Origin of the sequence: Marinomonas algicola (genome assembly GCF_014805825.1) — a bacterium.
Lineage (GTDB): Bacteria > Pseudomonadota > Gammaproteobacteria > Pseudomonadales > Marinomonadaceae > Marinomonas > Marinomonas algicola.
Map to the genome: position 1 here is coordinate 2652477 of NZ_CP061941.1, position 15055 is coordinate 2667531.

General features: G+C 41.5%; 14 protein-coding genes. 2 read left to right on the forward strand and 12 right to left on the reverse strand.

The features are described 5' to 3' along the window. The 9 genes from IEZ33_RS12175 to IEZ33_RS12215 form a co-directional block, all read right to left on the reverse strand. Positions 1–1149: a D-alanyl-D-alanine carboxypeptidase family protein gene (locus tag IEZ33_RS12175; RefSeq protein WP_191600323.1), complete on the reverse strand. Its 1149-nt coding sequence runs from the start codon at positions 1147–1149 to the stop codon at positions 1–3. A gap of 78 nt (positions 1150–1227) precedes the next feature. Further along, positions 1228–2136: a septal ring lytic transglycosylase RlpA family protein gene (locus IEZ33_RS12180; RefSeq protein ID WP_191600324.1), complete on the reverse strand. Its 909-nt coding sequence runs from the start codon at positions 2134–2136 to the stop codon at positions 1228–1230. Further along, entirely contained in the window at positions 2133–3185 is a 1053-nt protein-coding gene (mltB, locus tag IEZ33_RS12185; RefSeq protein WP_191600325.1) for a lytic murein transglycosylase B, read from the reverse strand. The genes IEZ33_RS12180 and mltB overlap by 4 nt, the downstream gene beginning before the upstream one ends. Positions 3186–3187: 2 nt before the next feature. Further along, positions 3188–4309, reverse strand: a complete 1122-nt coding sequence (rodA, locus tag IEZ33_RS12190; RefSeq protein WP_191600326.1) for a rod shape-determining protein RodA — start codon at positions 4307–4309, stop codon at positions 3188–3190. After that, positions 4306–6183 (reverse strand): penicillin-binding protein 2, encoded by a 1878-nt coding sequence (gene mrdA, locus IEZ33_RS12195; protein WP_191600327.1) that lies wholly within the window; start codon positions 6181–6183, stop codon positions 4306–4308. Before mrdA ends, rodA begins: the two co-directional genes overlap by 4 nt. A gap of 11 nt (positions 6184–6194) precedes the next feature. Then, a complete protein-coding gene (gene rlmH, locus IEZ33_RS12200) occupies positions 6195–6662 on the reverse strand; it encodes a 23S rRNA (pseudouridine(1915)-N(3))-methyltransferase RlmH (protein WP_191600328.1) in 468 nt (155 codons plus the stop codon). 12 nt (positions 6663–6674) lie between these two features. Beyond that, a complete protein-coding gene (gene rsfS / locus IEZ33_RS12205; RefSeq protein ID WP_191600329.1) occupies positions 6675–7028 on the reverse strand; it encodes a ribosome silencing factor in 354 nt (117 codons plus the stop codon). Next, entirely contained in the window at positions 7025–7714 is a 690-nt protein-coding gene (gene nadD, locus IEZ33_RS12210; protein ID WP_240009523.1) for a nicotinate-nucleotide adenylyltransferase, read from the reverse strand. Before nadD ends, rsfS begins: the two co-directional genes overlap by 4 nt. Positions 7715–7725: 11 nt before the next feature. Further along, complete coding sequence (locus tag IEZ33_RS12215) at positions 7726–8985, reverse strand: glutamate-5-semialdehyde dehydrogenase (RefSeq protein WP_191600330.1); 1260 nt, start codon at positions 8983–8985, stop codon at positions 7726–7728. A 122-nt stretch (positions 8986–9107) separates the two neighbouring features. On the opposite strand from IEZ33_RS12215, the gene tsaA reads away from it, so the two are divergent. Both tsaA and IEZ33_RS12225 read left to right on the forward strand, forming a co-directional pair. Next, complete coding sequence (gene tsaA, locus IEZ33_RS12220; protein ID WP_191600331.1) at positions 9108–9854, forward strand: tRNA (N6-threonylcarbamoyladenosine(37)-N6)-methyltransferase TrmO; 747 nt, start codon at positions 9108–9110, stop codon at positions 9852–9854. Continuing rightward, positions 9844–10086 (forward strand): hypothetical protein, encoded by a 243-nt coding sequence (locus tag IEZ33_RS12225; protein WP_240009524.1) that lies wholly within the window; start codon positions 9844–9846, stop codon positions 10084–10086. The genes tsaA and IEZ33_RS12225 overlap by 11 nt, the downstream gene beginning before the upstream one ends. 194 nt (positions 10087–10280) lie before the next feature. On the opposite strand, the gene rpsA is transcribed toward IEZ33_RS12225, so the two are convergent. The 3 genes from rpsA to IEZ33_RS12240 all read right to left on the reverse strand — a co-directional run bounded on the left by rpsA (position 10281) and on the right by IEZ33_RS12240 (position 15027). Next, the gene (gene rpsA, locus IEZ33_RS12230; protein ID WP_191600332.1) at positions 10281–11963 is read right to left on the reverse strand and encodes a 30S ribosomal protein S1; all 1683 of its coding nucleotides are present in this window, start codon (positions 11961–11963) and stop codon (positions 10281–10283) included. A gap of 141 nt (positions 11964–12104) precedes the next feature. Then, on the reverse strand, positions 12105–12788 hold the full coding sequence (gene cmk / locus IEZ33_RS12235; protein ID WP_191600333.1) for a (d)CMP kinase: 684 nt from the start codon (positions 12786–12788) through the stop codon (positions 12105–12107). Between the two features lie 19 nt (positions 12789–12807). Continuing rightward, positions 12808–15027, reverse strand: coding sequence for a prephenate dehydrogenase/arogenate dehydrogenase family protein (locus IEZ33_RS12240; protein ID WP_191600334.1), 2220 nt, complete (start codon positions 15025–15027; stop codon positions 12808–12810). Positions 15028–15055 lie beyond the last annotated feature (28 nt).

Sequence of the window (15055 nt, forward strand, 5' to 3'; positions counted from 1 at the left end):
TTAGAACAAATTCATAAAAAAGAGTTTGATTTTATCTAATAAACGTTTAAACAAACCACCCTCTTCCACGGCTTCTAGAGCGACTACGTCTCTCTCAAGCAAAACATTCCCTTCAGATCCAACAACAATTTTACCCAGCACATCACCGACAGCAATTGGTGCTTCAATAACAGGCTGCAGATCCAGAGTTGCTGGCAGAGCATCAGTCTGCTGGCGAGGGATGGTTACCAATACATCTTCAGCGAAACCAATTTTAACAGATTCATTTTCACCGCCCCAAACCTTTGCTTCATTAACAACTTGACCACGACTATACAACTTGCGGGTTTCAAAGTATCTGAAACCGTAATTCAACAACTTCTGTGTCTCAGCCGCTCTTGCCTCGTCACTTTTTGTCCCCATAACAACAGTAATCAATCGAGTACCATTTCGAACAGCTGATGCGGCCAAACAATATCCAGCCTCATTAGTATGACCTGTTTTTAATCCATCAACGGTTGAGTCTCTCCAAAGCAACTTATTACGGTTAGGCTGTTTAATACCGTTATACGTAAAATATTTTTCTGAATACATGGGGTAATTTTCAGGAAATTGAATGATTTTAGCCCTTGAAAGTAACGCTAAATCAAACGCGCTTGAAACATGCCCCTCTGCAGGAAAACCGGTTGAATTTATAAAGTGACTGTTCTTCATTCCAAGAATTTGTGCGTGCTGATTCATCAAGTCTGCAAAAGCAGATTCACTACCGGCCACATGCTCTGACACAGCGACACTTGCATCGTTACCAGATTGAATAACGATGCCTCTCATTAAGTCTTCCAACGACACTTGCGTGCCTTCACGAATGAACATGCGTGAGCCTTCCATACGCCACGCTTTTTCACTGATGTTAACCTTGTCATCAAGTGAAACGTTACCACGCGCTAGTTCATATTCAACAATGTAAGCCGTTAGCAGTTTTGTTAAACTCGCTGGAGGCAACTCCTCATGAGAATTATATTCTACTAAAACATCGCCAGTATAAGCATCCATTAAGATGTAACTGCTAGCAGACAATTGTGGCGGTGCAGGGATCAGAGACGGGGCGGCTGTCACTGTTAGAGAACAAAAGCCCAATAGGATAGTAAAAAGTAAAATTAGATTTTTCATAACCAACTTAAATCTTTTAATGAAAATGAACGTGAATGATACTAAAGGGAGAACGCAATCTCTAGCTTAATCCTGAATCTAAGGCAAAAAGGCTACTCTGATTGGACGAGAAAAACCCGCCGCTTCAATTTTAGCACTCCATAAATCAAGATCGTTTAGCGATGTATATGGGCCAACAAAGACTTTATAAAGGTTATCACTCTGTTTCTTTACACTAATTTTAATTTGAGTATCAAACTTTTGAATCAATTTGGTTTTTAAGCGATTCGCAGAAGCCAGTTTACTGTAAGCACCCAATTGTAAATGCGTAAAGCTACCCTTTGATAAAGCCGCGGAGGTCGAGCTTGATTTTGTCGCGGGTACGACAAGAGGGGGATTTACAATAGTCGTTGGTAATGAATATGTCTCACCCTTTTCAGGCGTGATAGCCTCCACTTTTACTCTTGCCAGACCTTTTTTATGATAGTCCAAACGCGCCGCCGCCGCATAAGACAAGTCAATTAAACGGTCACCATGAAATGGCCCTCGATCATTTACCCTTACAATAACACTTCGACTATTATCAAGGTTCGTCACTTTCAAATAAGTAGGCAATGGTAAATTTTTATGGGCAGCGGAAAAACCGTACATATCATAGGTTTCACCATTTGAGGTCTTATGTCCATGAAATTTATTGCCATACCAAGAAGCGGTTCCAATTGCCGTATAGCCTTTAGCGGAATTCATAACGCGATACGTCTTACCCCAAACCTTGTAGCTTGATTTATTGCCCCCTCTACTCTTGGGCTCCCAAACAGGCACTAAATCAGGTAAATGATCAACGTTGATATCACCCGTCGGAGCATGATCCTGAAGAATGGAATAACGACCACCACCAGACGCTTTATCGTAATCTACAACCGTCTTGGAAGAGGATTGGTTAATGTGCTCGGTACTTGTACAGGCGGATAATAAAAGTGCAACAACACCAATCAGAATTATTTTCATTTGACTCCATTATCGTCATAAATCAATCTGGATAAATCAATAACAGCCATGGTGTAACGTCTACTTGGGTTATAACTCATCAAGGCAAAAAAGTTACGATAGGCCAACCAATAATCAACGCTATTTTCGCTAGACTGCAGTCGAATCAAGCCAGATGATAGTTTAGGGAGTGTGGCGTATGTTTCAACGCCCATTTTTTGCCACGTTGATGGGTAATGAAACGTTTTTCGCTGTTTATTCGACCATGACTTAATTTCTTTACTATTGTGCCGCGTTTTCAGAACAGAAACCTTATCAAGAATAGGTTGATTTGCTTGCCAACCATGATGTTTCAAATAGTTTGCAATGCTTCCTATTGCATCGGCTGAAGATCCCCAAAGATCGACGGTACCATCTTTATCAAAATCAATGGCTAACTTCTGATAATTAGATGGCATAAACTGAGCCATGCCAAGCGCCCCACTATAAGAACCTTTTATACTACTGATTGGCCAAGCTTTAGCTCTTGCCAATAACAGATAAGCCTCAAGCTCACTTCGAAAATAATTTCCACGTCTTGGGTAATCAAATGCCAAGGTAGATAAGGACGTCAATACATCTTTATTGCCGGTAATGCGACCGTAAAATGTTTCTACTCCGATAATAGCAACAATCACCTCAGCCGGAACACCAAACGCCAACTCGGCTTTGTCCAGCCAAACTTTATTTGATTTCAAAAAGTCCTTACCAGCCTCTACCCTAGCATTTCCTAAAAAACGCGCCTTGTACTTATAATAAGGCGTCATTACTTCAGGTTGATTGTTAGATTTGTGAATTACTTGCACACGAGGCGTCATATTATTAAATGCATTAACTAAGAGCGAGTCATCATAACCATGCTTCGCTTTCATGTGCACAACAAACTTCTGGACCTCAACTTTATCCATAAAGGTCGGTATTCGATCAGATAGTTCCGCTGAAGAAGAGATCTCTACTGCCCCCTCTTTACTGCTAAGACGGCCGCACGATACAAGAAGAAAACACACTATAACCGTCCATAAAAATTTCATGATCATCTCGCTTTTTTATGTGTTTGAATCGACATTAAAATACCAAATGTAGCCATAATAGTAATAATCGAAGTTCCACCATAACTAATTAGAGGTAATGGCACACCAACGACAGGAAGAATCCCTGATACCATACCAATATTAACAAACAAATAAACAAAAAAGGTTAAGGTTAAGCTACCGGCAAGCAAGCGAGCATAATTATCTTCAGCCATTGCAGATATATACAAACCACGAGCAATAATAAGCAAATACCCGACTAAAAGTGCAATGCACCCAACCATTCCAAACTCTTCAGCTAATACCGCTATAATGAAGTCAGTATGGCTTTCAGGTAAAAAGTCTAATTGGGCCTGAGTTCCATCTAACCAGCCTTTGCCATAGACACCGCCTGAGCCAATCGCGGTTTTAGATTGAATAATATTCCACCCCGAACCCAATGGGTCACTTTCAGGGTTTAAAAAGGTGAGCACCCTTTGCTTCTGATAAGAGTGCATAACCTGCCATAAACTAAAACCAGCAAGCGGCGCCAACGCAAATGCACCAATAATGTATCGCCACTGAAGTCCAGCCAAAAACAAAGCAAACAACCCAGAGACAGCAACCAATAGCGAGGTTCCTAAATCAGGCTGCCTAGCAATCATTAATACAGGTAACATAATTATAAAAAGCACAATCAAAATATGCTTCAACTTTGGGGGCAAGTGACGATCTGAAAAAAACCACGCAACGGCCATCGGCATAACAATTTTCATTAATTCAGAAGGCTGAAAACGAAACCCTCCTGGCAACTCTAACCAGCGTTGCGCGCCTTTCGCACCAACACCAAAAAAAAGCACCGCGGCCAATAAAGAAAGCGCAAAGAGAAATAAGATAGGAGAGGACCTTCGCATGTATTTTGGCGGCAATTGTGCCAACATTATGCAAGCCGCAAAGCCCAAAGCGAGACGTATCACTTGCCTTTCAACCATATCCTCTCGTTGACCAGAGGCAGAATATAAAACAACCAACCCACCCGAAATAAGTAACAGCAACGAAATCATCAAAAGAATATCAATATGGGCAAGCTTCCATAACCTAGCATTGGTAAATGCCACTACTCTTGAATACAGCGGAACATTCATAGATTAGGCCCCTTTAAATAATCATACTCCGCTGGGTATTCATCTAATAAATACGCATCAAATAGCTTTTTCGTCAGGTCAGCAGGTTTAGAACTACTACCACCATTTTCAAAGATGGCAAAGACAACAATCTCAGGTTTCTTAGACGGTGCAAACCCTATAAACATAGCATGGTCATGTAGGCGGGTTTCCAACTTATCGGCTTCGTACTCTTCGTCCTCCTGCAAACTAAATACCTGCCCAGTACCGGTTTTACCGGCAATCTTATAAGGCGTTCCCTGAAGTCGCCTTGCCGTGCCTTTTCTATCTGAAATCACTTTTTCCATTGCTACAACCACTTTTTCCCAGTTGCGTTTATTTTTCAAACTGATGGTTCTTGTGGTCTCAGTTTCTTGCAAAGATTCAAATTCTTCTCCACCGATTTTCAGCGCCATTCGAGGAGAGTGCAAAACCCCTCTATTGGCAATCACGGTAGTAGCAGAAGCGACTTGCAAAGGCGTTGCCACCATAAAGCCTTGACCTATCCCAATATTAACCGAATCACCCGGATACCAAGGCTCTTTATATTTTGCTTTCTTCCATTCATTAGATGGCAACAACCCATTACTGGCCCCATTTAAATCCAAAATTGCAGGCGATCCAAAGCTTAATTTTTTCAAAAAATTATGGATGGGTGTAATCCCCATCTTTTGAGCCAACTGGTAATAATAAGTATCCACTGACTCAATGATTGACCGCTCCAAATCAACCCAGCCATGACCACCCCTTTTCCAGTCTCGATAGCGTCGTCCATTAGGATTAATTTGATAGTATCCTCGAGCAAAATAGCGCTCATCCCAGCTTGAAAAACCATTCTCTAACCCTGCTAAAGCCATAAAAGGTTTGATCGTTGAAGCCGGTGGATACCCTCCTCGTAACGCCCTATTAAATAGAGGCAATTTGGGCGAGTTCCGCAGAGTCGCATAATCTTTATAGGATATTCCACGTACAAATAGGTTTGGGTCATAACCAGGCTTACTAACCAAGGCCAAAACCCCCCCTGTATTAGGGTCAATAGCAATTACTGAACCTTTATAGTTACCGAGAGAATCATAGGCATATTGCTGTAAGCGCGCATCCAAATGAAGGTGGACATCGCTTCCGGGAGTTGGATTTTGGCGCTCTAATTCGGACATAATTCTTCCACGCGCATTTACTTCAGATTTGCTCAGTCCAGGGATGCCAAATAATTCTTTTTCGTAAAAATCTTCAACGCCAGACTTTCCTATATACAAAGCACCCTGATAGATCTCAGGTTCAACGCGCAAAAGGTCTTTTTCGGTAATCCGTCCAACGTAACCTACGGCATGAGCAAACGCCTCGCCATAAGGGTAATATCGTGTTAACTGAGCTTCGACTTGAACGGCATCCCACTTATATAGGTTAACAGACAGTTTTGCCCATTCTTTATCAGTAAGCTGTTGCTTTAACGTAATGGATTGGTAAGGGCGGCGATAGGATTTTCGCTTGTCATTAAATGCATCCCATTCTTCCGGAGTGATATCCAAAATTCCATCCAACTCTTTTTTAAGCGATGAATAGCTCTCAACTCTTTCAGGAGTAATAGTTAAACTGTGGATAGGACGATTATCAGCCAGCACCAGTCCATTTCGATCGTATATCAATCCCCTAGGTGGTGGCTCAGGAATCAGCATAACTCTGTTTTCATTGGCTTTAGTTTTATATCGATCATACTCTATTACCTGAAGATAAAAGAGCCGACCAATTAACACACCCACAAGTATCAATACCAATATCCCAGAGACAATAATTCGTCTCTGAGTTAAAGATTGCTCTTGACGGTAATTCCTAAAGTATTGCTGACCTTGGCCCATCTGCACATACCCTACCGATGGTAAGGGTGGTTATTCATCAATGTCCAAGCACGATAAATCTGCTCAGCAAGAATTACCCGGACAATTGGATGAGGGAGAGTAAGTTTTGATAAGGACCAACATTTATCCGCTTTTGCCGTGCATCTTGGATCAAGACCATCTGGCCCACCTACAAGCAAACAGAGATTACTGCCTCCCATACGCCATTCTTCAGCTTGATCAGCTAGTTGCTCTGTTGACCACTCCTTACCTAATACCTCCATAGCGATGACTTTTTCGTTAGGAGAAATGGCATCTAACATGGCATCTCCCTCTTTACGGATGGCTTTAGCAATGTCGGTATTTTTCCCTCTTGGTGCCATAGGGATTTCTACAAGTTCTAGAGAAAAATCTTTAGGTAAGCGTTTTGTGTAATCAAGAAAGCCTTCTTGAATCCACTTAGGCATTTTTGTACCAACAGCAATCAATCTTATACGCATAACTAGACATACCTATAGAACTTCAGGAGTAATGTTCCAAAGTTTTTCTAAGTCATAAAAGGAGCGCGCTTCATCTGTCATCACATGCACAACAACGTCATGAAGGTCAACCAACACCCAGTCGCTGCCCATACCTTTGCCTTCAGCGCCTAATGGTTGTAGACCATTCTTTTTCGCATGCTCCACAACATTCTGACCTAATGCATTCACATGACGCTTAGACGTACCAGTACAGATTATCATGTAATCCATCATATCCGTATGAGCCTGGACATTTAGCACAGTGATCTTATCACCCTTTACATCTTCTAAAGATTCAATTGCTAAAGCAAGAATTTGATCAGTGGTGTAATTTTGATCGCTCATGTAGTTGTATTTTCCTGTAAATAAAGTTTGTTTTCATCAATATAGTTTCGTACTGAATCGGGTACCAAGTAAGCAATAGATCGATGGCTTGAAATTAACCTTCTAATCATACTGGAAGAAATATCAAGCGGAGCCAAAGCTTCGAACCAGATGCGACCTGAGGGGGCGCATTGTAACTCAGCTATAGAGGAAGCACGATACTTTTCATAATAGTTATTTAACTCATCTGAGAACGAAGGGTGCCATCCAGGGCGAGAAACCACAAAAACATGAGCATAAAGAGTAAGCTCTTGCCAATCTTTCCACGAACACAGAGACAAAAAACTGTCCATGCCAATCACCATGACAATAGAAACAGACTCACCAAGCTCTGACCTTAATTCTCTTAAGGTATCGATACTGTAACTTGGTTTAGAACGAATAATTTCACGATCATCAATCGTTAATCTTTTATCGGATTTAATAGCCAGTTTTAACATCTCAAGCCGATGCAAAGTCGAAACAATAGGCATGGACTTATGAACTGGCTGCAAACAAGGCACCAATTTCAGTTCATTAAGGGCAAACAAATCAGCCACTTCTACCGCAACTCGTAGGTGGCCATTATGGATAGGACTGTAAGTCCCACCCATAATGGCCACAATATTTAACCCTTCATGGCCTTCATGGCCTTCATCGCTAGACACTGATAACACTCTTAATTATCACGTATATGACCATCACCCAAGACAACAAATTTCTGGCTGGTTAATCCTATTAACCCAACAGGACCACGAGCATGAATTTTATCTGTTGAAATACCAATTTCGGCACCAAAACCGTACTCAAAACCATCTGCAAAAGCCGTCGATGCATTAACCATGACAGAGGAAGAGTCTACCTCAGTCATAAACATACGCGTTTTCGAATAATTTTGGCTAATAATGGCGTCTGAATGATGTGATCCATATTTATTAATATGAGCCATCGCTTCATCTATATCGTCAACCAACTTAATGGATAATTTTGGTGCTAGATACTCTGTATACCAATCGTCCTCTGTAGCAAGACCCATTTCGGAAAAGTATTTTTGACTGCCCTCACAGCCGACTAGCTCAACACCTTTTTCTGTATACAACTCACATAAACGTGGCAAGACTTTGTCAGCCACCGCCACATGCACTAATAAAGATTCCATGGCATTACACACACCATAACGCCTTGTTTTTGCATTCAAAGATATACGAATGGCTTTATCAATATCCGCTTCATCGTCTATATAGACATGACAATTACCATCAAGGTGCTTTATAACAGGAACCTTAGCGTCTTTTGAAATTCTCTCGATCAAACTCTTGCCACCACGCGGAACAATAACGTCTACATAGTCTGGCATAGTGATCATTTCACCAACCGCTTCGCGATCCGTTGTATTAACAATCTGTACAGCGTGCTCAGGAAAACCCGCTTTCTTTAAACCAGTAACAACCACATCCGCTATCGCTTGATTAGAGTAATAGGCTTCACTCCCTCCTCTTAAGATAGTAGCATTACCTGATTTCAAACATAGGCTTGCCGCGTCAATAGTAACATTTGGGCGAGACTCATAAATGATGCCAACAACGCCTAGAGGAACACGCATTTTACCAATTTGAATTCCTGATGGACGATACGCCATATCGGTAATTTCACCAATTGGATCAACAAGGTTAGCCACTTGAGTTAATCCTTCCACCATCCCAGAAATTTTCTTATCATCTATCAAAAGCCGATCAAGCAGGGCTGGGCTCAACCCTTTACTTTTCCCTGCATCCATATCTTTTTGATTCGCCAATTTCAATTGAGGTCGAGCATCATCTAAAGCAGCAGCCATAGCAAGCAAAGCATTATTTTTATCTTGTGTAGACGCTCTCGCTAGAAGACGTGAAGCTTGACGCGCTTGTTGACCAACTTGTTGCATATACATTTTTACTGACATTTTAGACTCTCAACTCATTTTATTAAATTAAACGTTATCGCAATTCTATCCAGCCGTGACAATATTGACGTTATACTATCATATAAGCATTTATTCTTTTTAGCATTTACACGGGGTTTTCTGTGAGCTTTCACTCTAATTACTCATTTAAAACAATTGGCATCATTCATTCCTGCTACACGCAAAAGTTTGGCATCCCTCGCCAGCCAGGGCTAGTGAATGAAGCAACAGCCACACTAGAACTCATTCCTCCCTTTAATAGAATGGATACGCTAGACGGGTTAGATCAATTTTCACACATTTGGATACAATTTATTTTTCACGAATGCTTAAAAGACAATTGGAAGGCAAAAGTTCGCCCACCAAGACTTGGAGGCAAAGAGAAAGTGGGCATATTTTCCTCTAGGGCCACCTATCGCCCTAACCCATTAGGCCTATCTGTAGTAAAAATCGGAAAAATCTACCAACAAGATAACAAGGTATTTATTGAATTACATGGAAGCGATTTACTAAATGGCACACCTGTTGTAGACATAAAACCGTACCTACCTTATGCAGACATCATACAAGAAGCGCAAGGAGGCTTTGCACCCGCACCACCGTCACTCAAAAAGGTCATTTTTTCAGAACGAGCACAAAAACAATGCCTAGACTATAAAAACAATACGGGACGTAATCTAGCCACACTCATCACTGAGATTTTATCTCAAGACCCTCGCCCCTCTTATTTACACAAAAATAACCTAAGACAATATGGCTTTCAGCTATGGGATTTAAACATTCGGTGGCAACCAGAAGAAAATCACTTCGAAGTTATGCATATTGAACCAATGTCGAACTCTAAAGAAGAGGCCTCCGATGATTTCTAAAAAAGCGTTTTTAAAAACCTACCAAGACATAAAAAAGCTCAATAACCAAGAGCCCGATCACAACCCTATCTATCGTTCAAAAAGAGATGAAGAGGTAATAAAAGAATATCATTTTGCGAAATTTAAAAAAAACGCACAACAATTATCAGAAAGTAGCGAATTCAAGGACTTATTAGAAAAAGAAAACTGGACAAACGAAGACGTTCAGCGATTTTTATCACAATTAAAATGAAAAACATTAAATATCAATAACTTAAGGGTTTTATATAGACTTTTTGCCCCTATACCCAAAGTTATCCACACATTTTGTGCATAGTTTTATTGTCAATAGAAATATTGAATTTTTCCAACAATAAGCATTAAATTTAATACAAAAAAAATGCGGACATAAGGTCCGCATTTTGGGGTATTTAAAAAAACAAAATCTTAGTTTTGGTTTTCTAATTGTGCTTTGATCAAGTCACCGATCGTAGTTGGACCACTAGCTTCTGCTTGTTGTTTCTCAGAATGAGACTTAAGAGCAGCCTTTTCTTCTGTAGCATCTTTCTGTTTGATAGAAAGAGCAACAGTGCGAGCTTTACGATCAAGGTTAATGATCGCCGCTTCAACTTTATCACCTTCTTTCAATACAGTCGTTGCATCTTCAACGCGCTCACGGCTCAATTCAGAAACTTTAAGAGTAGCTTCTACGCCGCTAGCTAGAAGGATAACCGCACCTTTAGCATCAACTTCTTTTACTGTACCTTCAACGATAGCACCCTTGTCGTTTTCAGCCGCGAAGCCAACAAAAGGATCTTCTTCAAGCTGCTTAACACCCAAAGAAATACGCTCACGCTCAGCATCGATAGACAATACAACAGTTTCAAGATTATCGCCTTTCTTATATTGACGAACAGCATCTTCACCCGTTTCGTCCCAAGAAAGATCAGACAAGTGAACAAGACCGTCGATACCGCCTTCAAGACCGATAAACACACCGAAGTCAGTGATAGACTTGATTGCGCCAGAGATCTTGTCGCCTTTGTTGTAAGAAGTAGCGAACTCTTCCCATGGATTAGGAGTACATTGCTTAACACCTAAAGAAATACGACGGCGTTCTTCGTCGATATCTAGGATCATAACTTCTACTTCGTCACCAATTTGAACCACTTTAGATGGGTGGATATTTTTGTTTGTCCAATCCATTTCAGAAACGTGAACAAGACCTTCAACACCCTCTTCAAGCTCAGCGAAACAACCGTAGTCAGTAAGGTTAGTTACTTTAGCTGTTACTTTAGTGCCTTCTGGGTAACGGGCTTTGATTGCAACCCATGGATCTTCACCCAATTGCTTAAGACCAAGAGATACACGGTTACGCTCACGGTCAAACTTAAGAACTTTAACATCAATTTCATCGCCAACAGCAATGATTTCGCTTGGGTGCTTAATGCGTTTCCAAGCCATATCAGTGATGTGTAGAAGACCATCAACACCACCCAGATCAACGAATGCACCGTAATCTGTAAGGTTCTTAACGATACCTTTAACTTCTTGACCTTCTTCTAGAGACGCCAATAGAGTTTCACGCTCAGCACTGTTAGTTGCTTCCATAACAGCACGACGAGAAACAACAACATTGTTGCGTTTTTGATCAAGTTTAATAAGTTTAAACTCAAGATCCACACCTTCAAGGTGAGAAGTATCACGGATCGGACGAACGTCAACCAAAGAACCAGGTAAGAAAGCACGGATATTAGCGATATCAACAGTGAAACCACCTTTGACTTTACCGTTAATAACACCAACAACGATTTCGCTGTTTTCATATGCTTTTTCAAGAACTTCCCAAGTTTCAGCGCGTTTCGCTTTTTCACGAGACAATTTAGTCTCACCGAAACCATCTTCAACAGCATCAAGAGCAACTTTTACTTCGTCGCCAACTTTTAAAGTGAATTCACCGCTTTCGGATAGAAATTGAACGCGAGGAATAACACCTTCAGATTTTAGACCTGCATGAACAGTTACCCACTCACTATCGATATCAACGATAATACCAGTAACAATCGAGCCTGGAGCCATTTCTACGGTTAACAGGCTTTCTTCAAACAGTTCAGCGAAGCTTTGAGTCATTGTGTTTCCTTTAATTTAGTACGTTAACGTACTTTAACCATACAACCAGCCTATATGGGGTAATTTTATGATGATGCGAAATAGATTTGGCTGGTCTCTATTTCGACTAAAAAAATGCAAATAGCTTAATTAACTAAGTTATTACGCCACTCCTTTTCTAGTGACTTCAGCAAGTATCATATCGACTACTTGATCAACAGGAGTTGACGTGCTATCAATTACGATAGCTTCTATTGCTGGAACAAGAGGTGCGATCGCTCGATTGGCATCACGCTCATCACGTTCTTTAATAGAATCCACCAAATCTTGAAGATTAACACCTTCACCTTTATCTTGCAATTGTAAAAAACGTCTGCGAGCTCTTTCTTCTGCAGACGCCGTCAAAAACACTTTAACTGTCGCATCTGGAAACACAACCGTTCCCATGTCACGTCCATCAGCGATTAATCCGGGCTCTTGAGCAAAGGCACGCTGACGAAGCAATAAGCCTTCTCGCACAGCAGGTATAGCCGCCAATATAGAAGCTTGATTACCAACCTCTTCCGTACGTATCGCCTGAGTAACAACCTCACCCTCTAATATAATATCCAATCTACCTTCCGCATCCTGCAGAAACTGAATATCCAAATGCTCAGCCAAAATTCTAAGCATATCATGATCATCAATTGACATATCATGATGAGACACCGCAAGCGCCAGAAGTCGATAAAGAGCACCACTATCTAATAGGTGCCACCCCAGTTTGTCAGCCAATAGTTGACTAACGGTACCCTTGCCTGCACCACTCGGTCCATCAATTGCGATTACAGGAGCTAGATTTATCATATTACTTCCTCTTTCAAAACTACTGCACTACAGAACACTGGACACCCAGTGAAGCGGTAATGCGCTCAAACTCATGAAACTCTTCAAATAGCCCAACACAATCGTGTACTTTTATTGCACCGGAACTTCTTGCGCCCAACGCAATTTGCGCCATGGCCAACAAGTAATCTCCAGCACAATCAAGCTCCCCTCCACTGGGAACACCACCTTCAATCTCTACAAAGTCATTACCTATGACACAAGTAACACCCACTTTAATCAAAGAATCTATCAAAGCCCTTAGCCTTTCCTCACACTCAAATGGCAACTTATTAATACCATCAATGCGACTCCTGCCTTTTGCAAAGACAGCCGCCACACAAAGAAAAACCAATTCATCTCGAACCATAAAGGCCTCATTCTCATCAATATTAAATGAGACCAATGATGAGAATTGCACCAAAATAGTCTCTGATAATTCAGGCGTATATGTGATCGAAGATAAGGTCTCAACACTCGCTCCCGCTCTTTTCAACACAGCCAAATACCCAGTGCGTGTATTGTTAACAAGAACATTCTCAATTTCCAATCTCGATCCAGGCAACACACTCGCCAGCAAAACCAACCAAGCTGTTTTTGTAACATCCGCCGGTAGTGCGACATCAACAGATTTAAGCTTTCTATCGTCAGGATAACAAAGAACCCTACCATCTTCTCGCAAAGAACACCCAAATGCAGACAACAAGTTCTCAGTATGATTTCGGCTACATTTAGACTCACTCAAAACCACATTGCTTGACAAATAACATCCCGCAATAAGCGCGGCCATTTTGACCTTAGAATACGCCCCCTGAACGACAACATCAGCTTTAGGCAATTTATTTGGCTTTATATGAACAGGCAGACCAGAAGAGGCAGAAGCGGACACTTTCGCACCTAACGACGCCAGAATTGGCAAAACATCATTTAAAGGAAGTTCAAGTATACTTCCCTCGCCAACCAAGGTTACTTCAAAATCCTGTCCAGCCAAAACGGGAAGCAATATATGCAAAGTCGTTGGAGAGTTACCAACATTAATTGGTGCAATAGGCGCTTTTAACCCCCTTAAACCAACCCCGTGGATACGCAGCTGCCCTTCACCAAACTCTTCTATTACAACTCCCATATCCCTAAACGCTTGAACAGTATGCTTTGCATTAAAGCCAATATCTAAATTACTTAAAAAACTTACCCCTTCTGCTAAAGAGGCCATAGCAATTGCCCTATGAGATAGCGACTGATCACCAGCAAGAGAGACCGCACCTTTAATAGAGCTCATAAGAGGAAAAGACACAGCGATTGATTCAATTCGCGCATTACGCCCTGCCTCTTTTTCCTTCTGCAATCGCATAAAGTGATCTCTCGCAGACTTAGCTCGAGTAAAAACGCCAAACATCGAGGCACCATCAGCCTCCTCTATAGCCATCTTCATTTGCTCAAGACGAGCCATAAATTCATTAAGAACAACAAGGTTAGCGTCTTTATTTGCCAAAAAAACATCTCGCCACATAACAGGATCACTCGAAGCAATACGAGTAAAATCCCTAAAACCACCCGCCGCAAAACGGAAGACATCCTGCCTAAGCTCGCTGTTCGCCAACGAATCAACCAAAGTATATGCCAGTAGATGAGGCAAATGACTTGATCCTGCCAATACAAGATCATGGTGCTCCACATCCATACTAACCACTTCAGCACCAATAGAAGACCAGAATAAATGCAAACGATCTAATAAATTAAGGTCGCTCGTCACTAAGGGGGTGACGATGACTTTGTGATGCTCAAACAAATTTGGATTAGCCGCCAACACACCACTTTTTTCAGCGCCAGCAATAGGATGCCCTGGAATAAAATTAGCCGGAACACAGCCAAAAACGCGCCTAGCCGACTCGATAACACTTGCCTTTGTAGAGCCAACGTCAGTCACCAAGGTGTCTACGTTCAACATTGGAGCAATCGTCTCTAAAACGTGCTCCATGGCTCTAACTGGCGTAGCCAGCAAAATAATATCCATCTTAGAAATAACGTCGGGGGTTAGCTCTATGGCAAAATCAATTACCCCAGTTGACAATCCAAGAGAAAGTTCAGTATCTCGACGATCAGAACCATACAATGTTGCCAGACCTCGCTCTTTCAACGCCTTCGCAACAGAGCCACCAATCATACCGAGACCGATGACCAGCACATTTCCAAAATTTTGAGTCACTTGTGGCAACGACAACTAGACCTCCACCCAACTACTGTTCGAC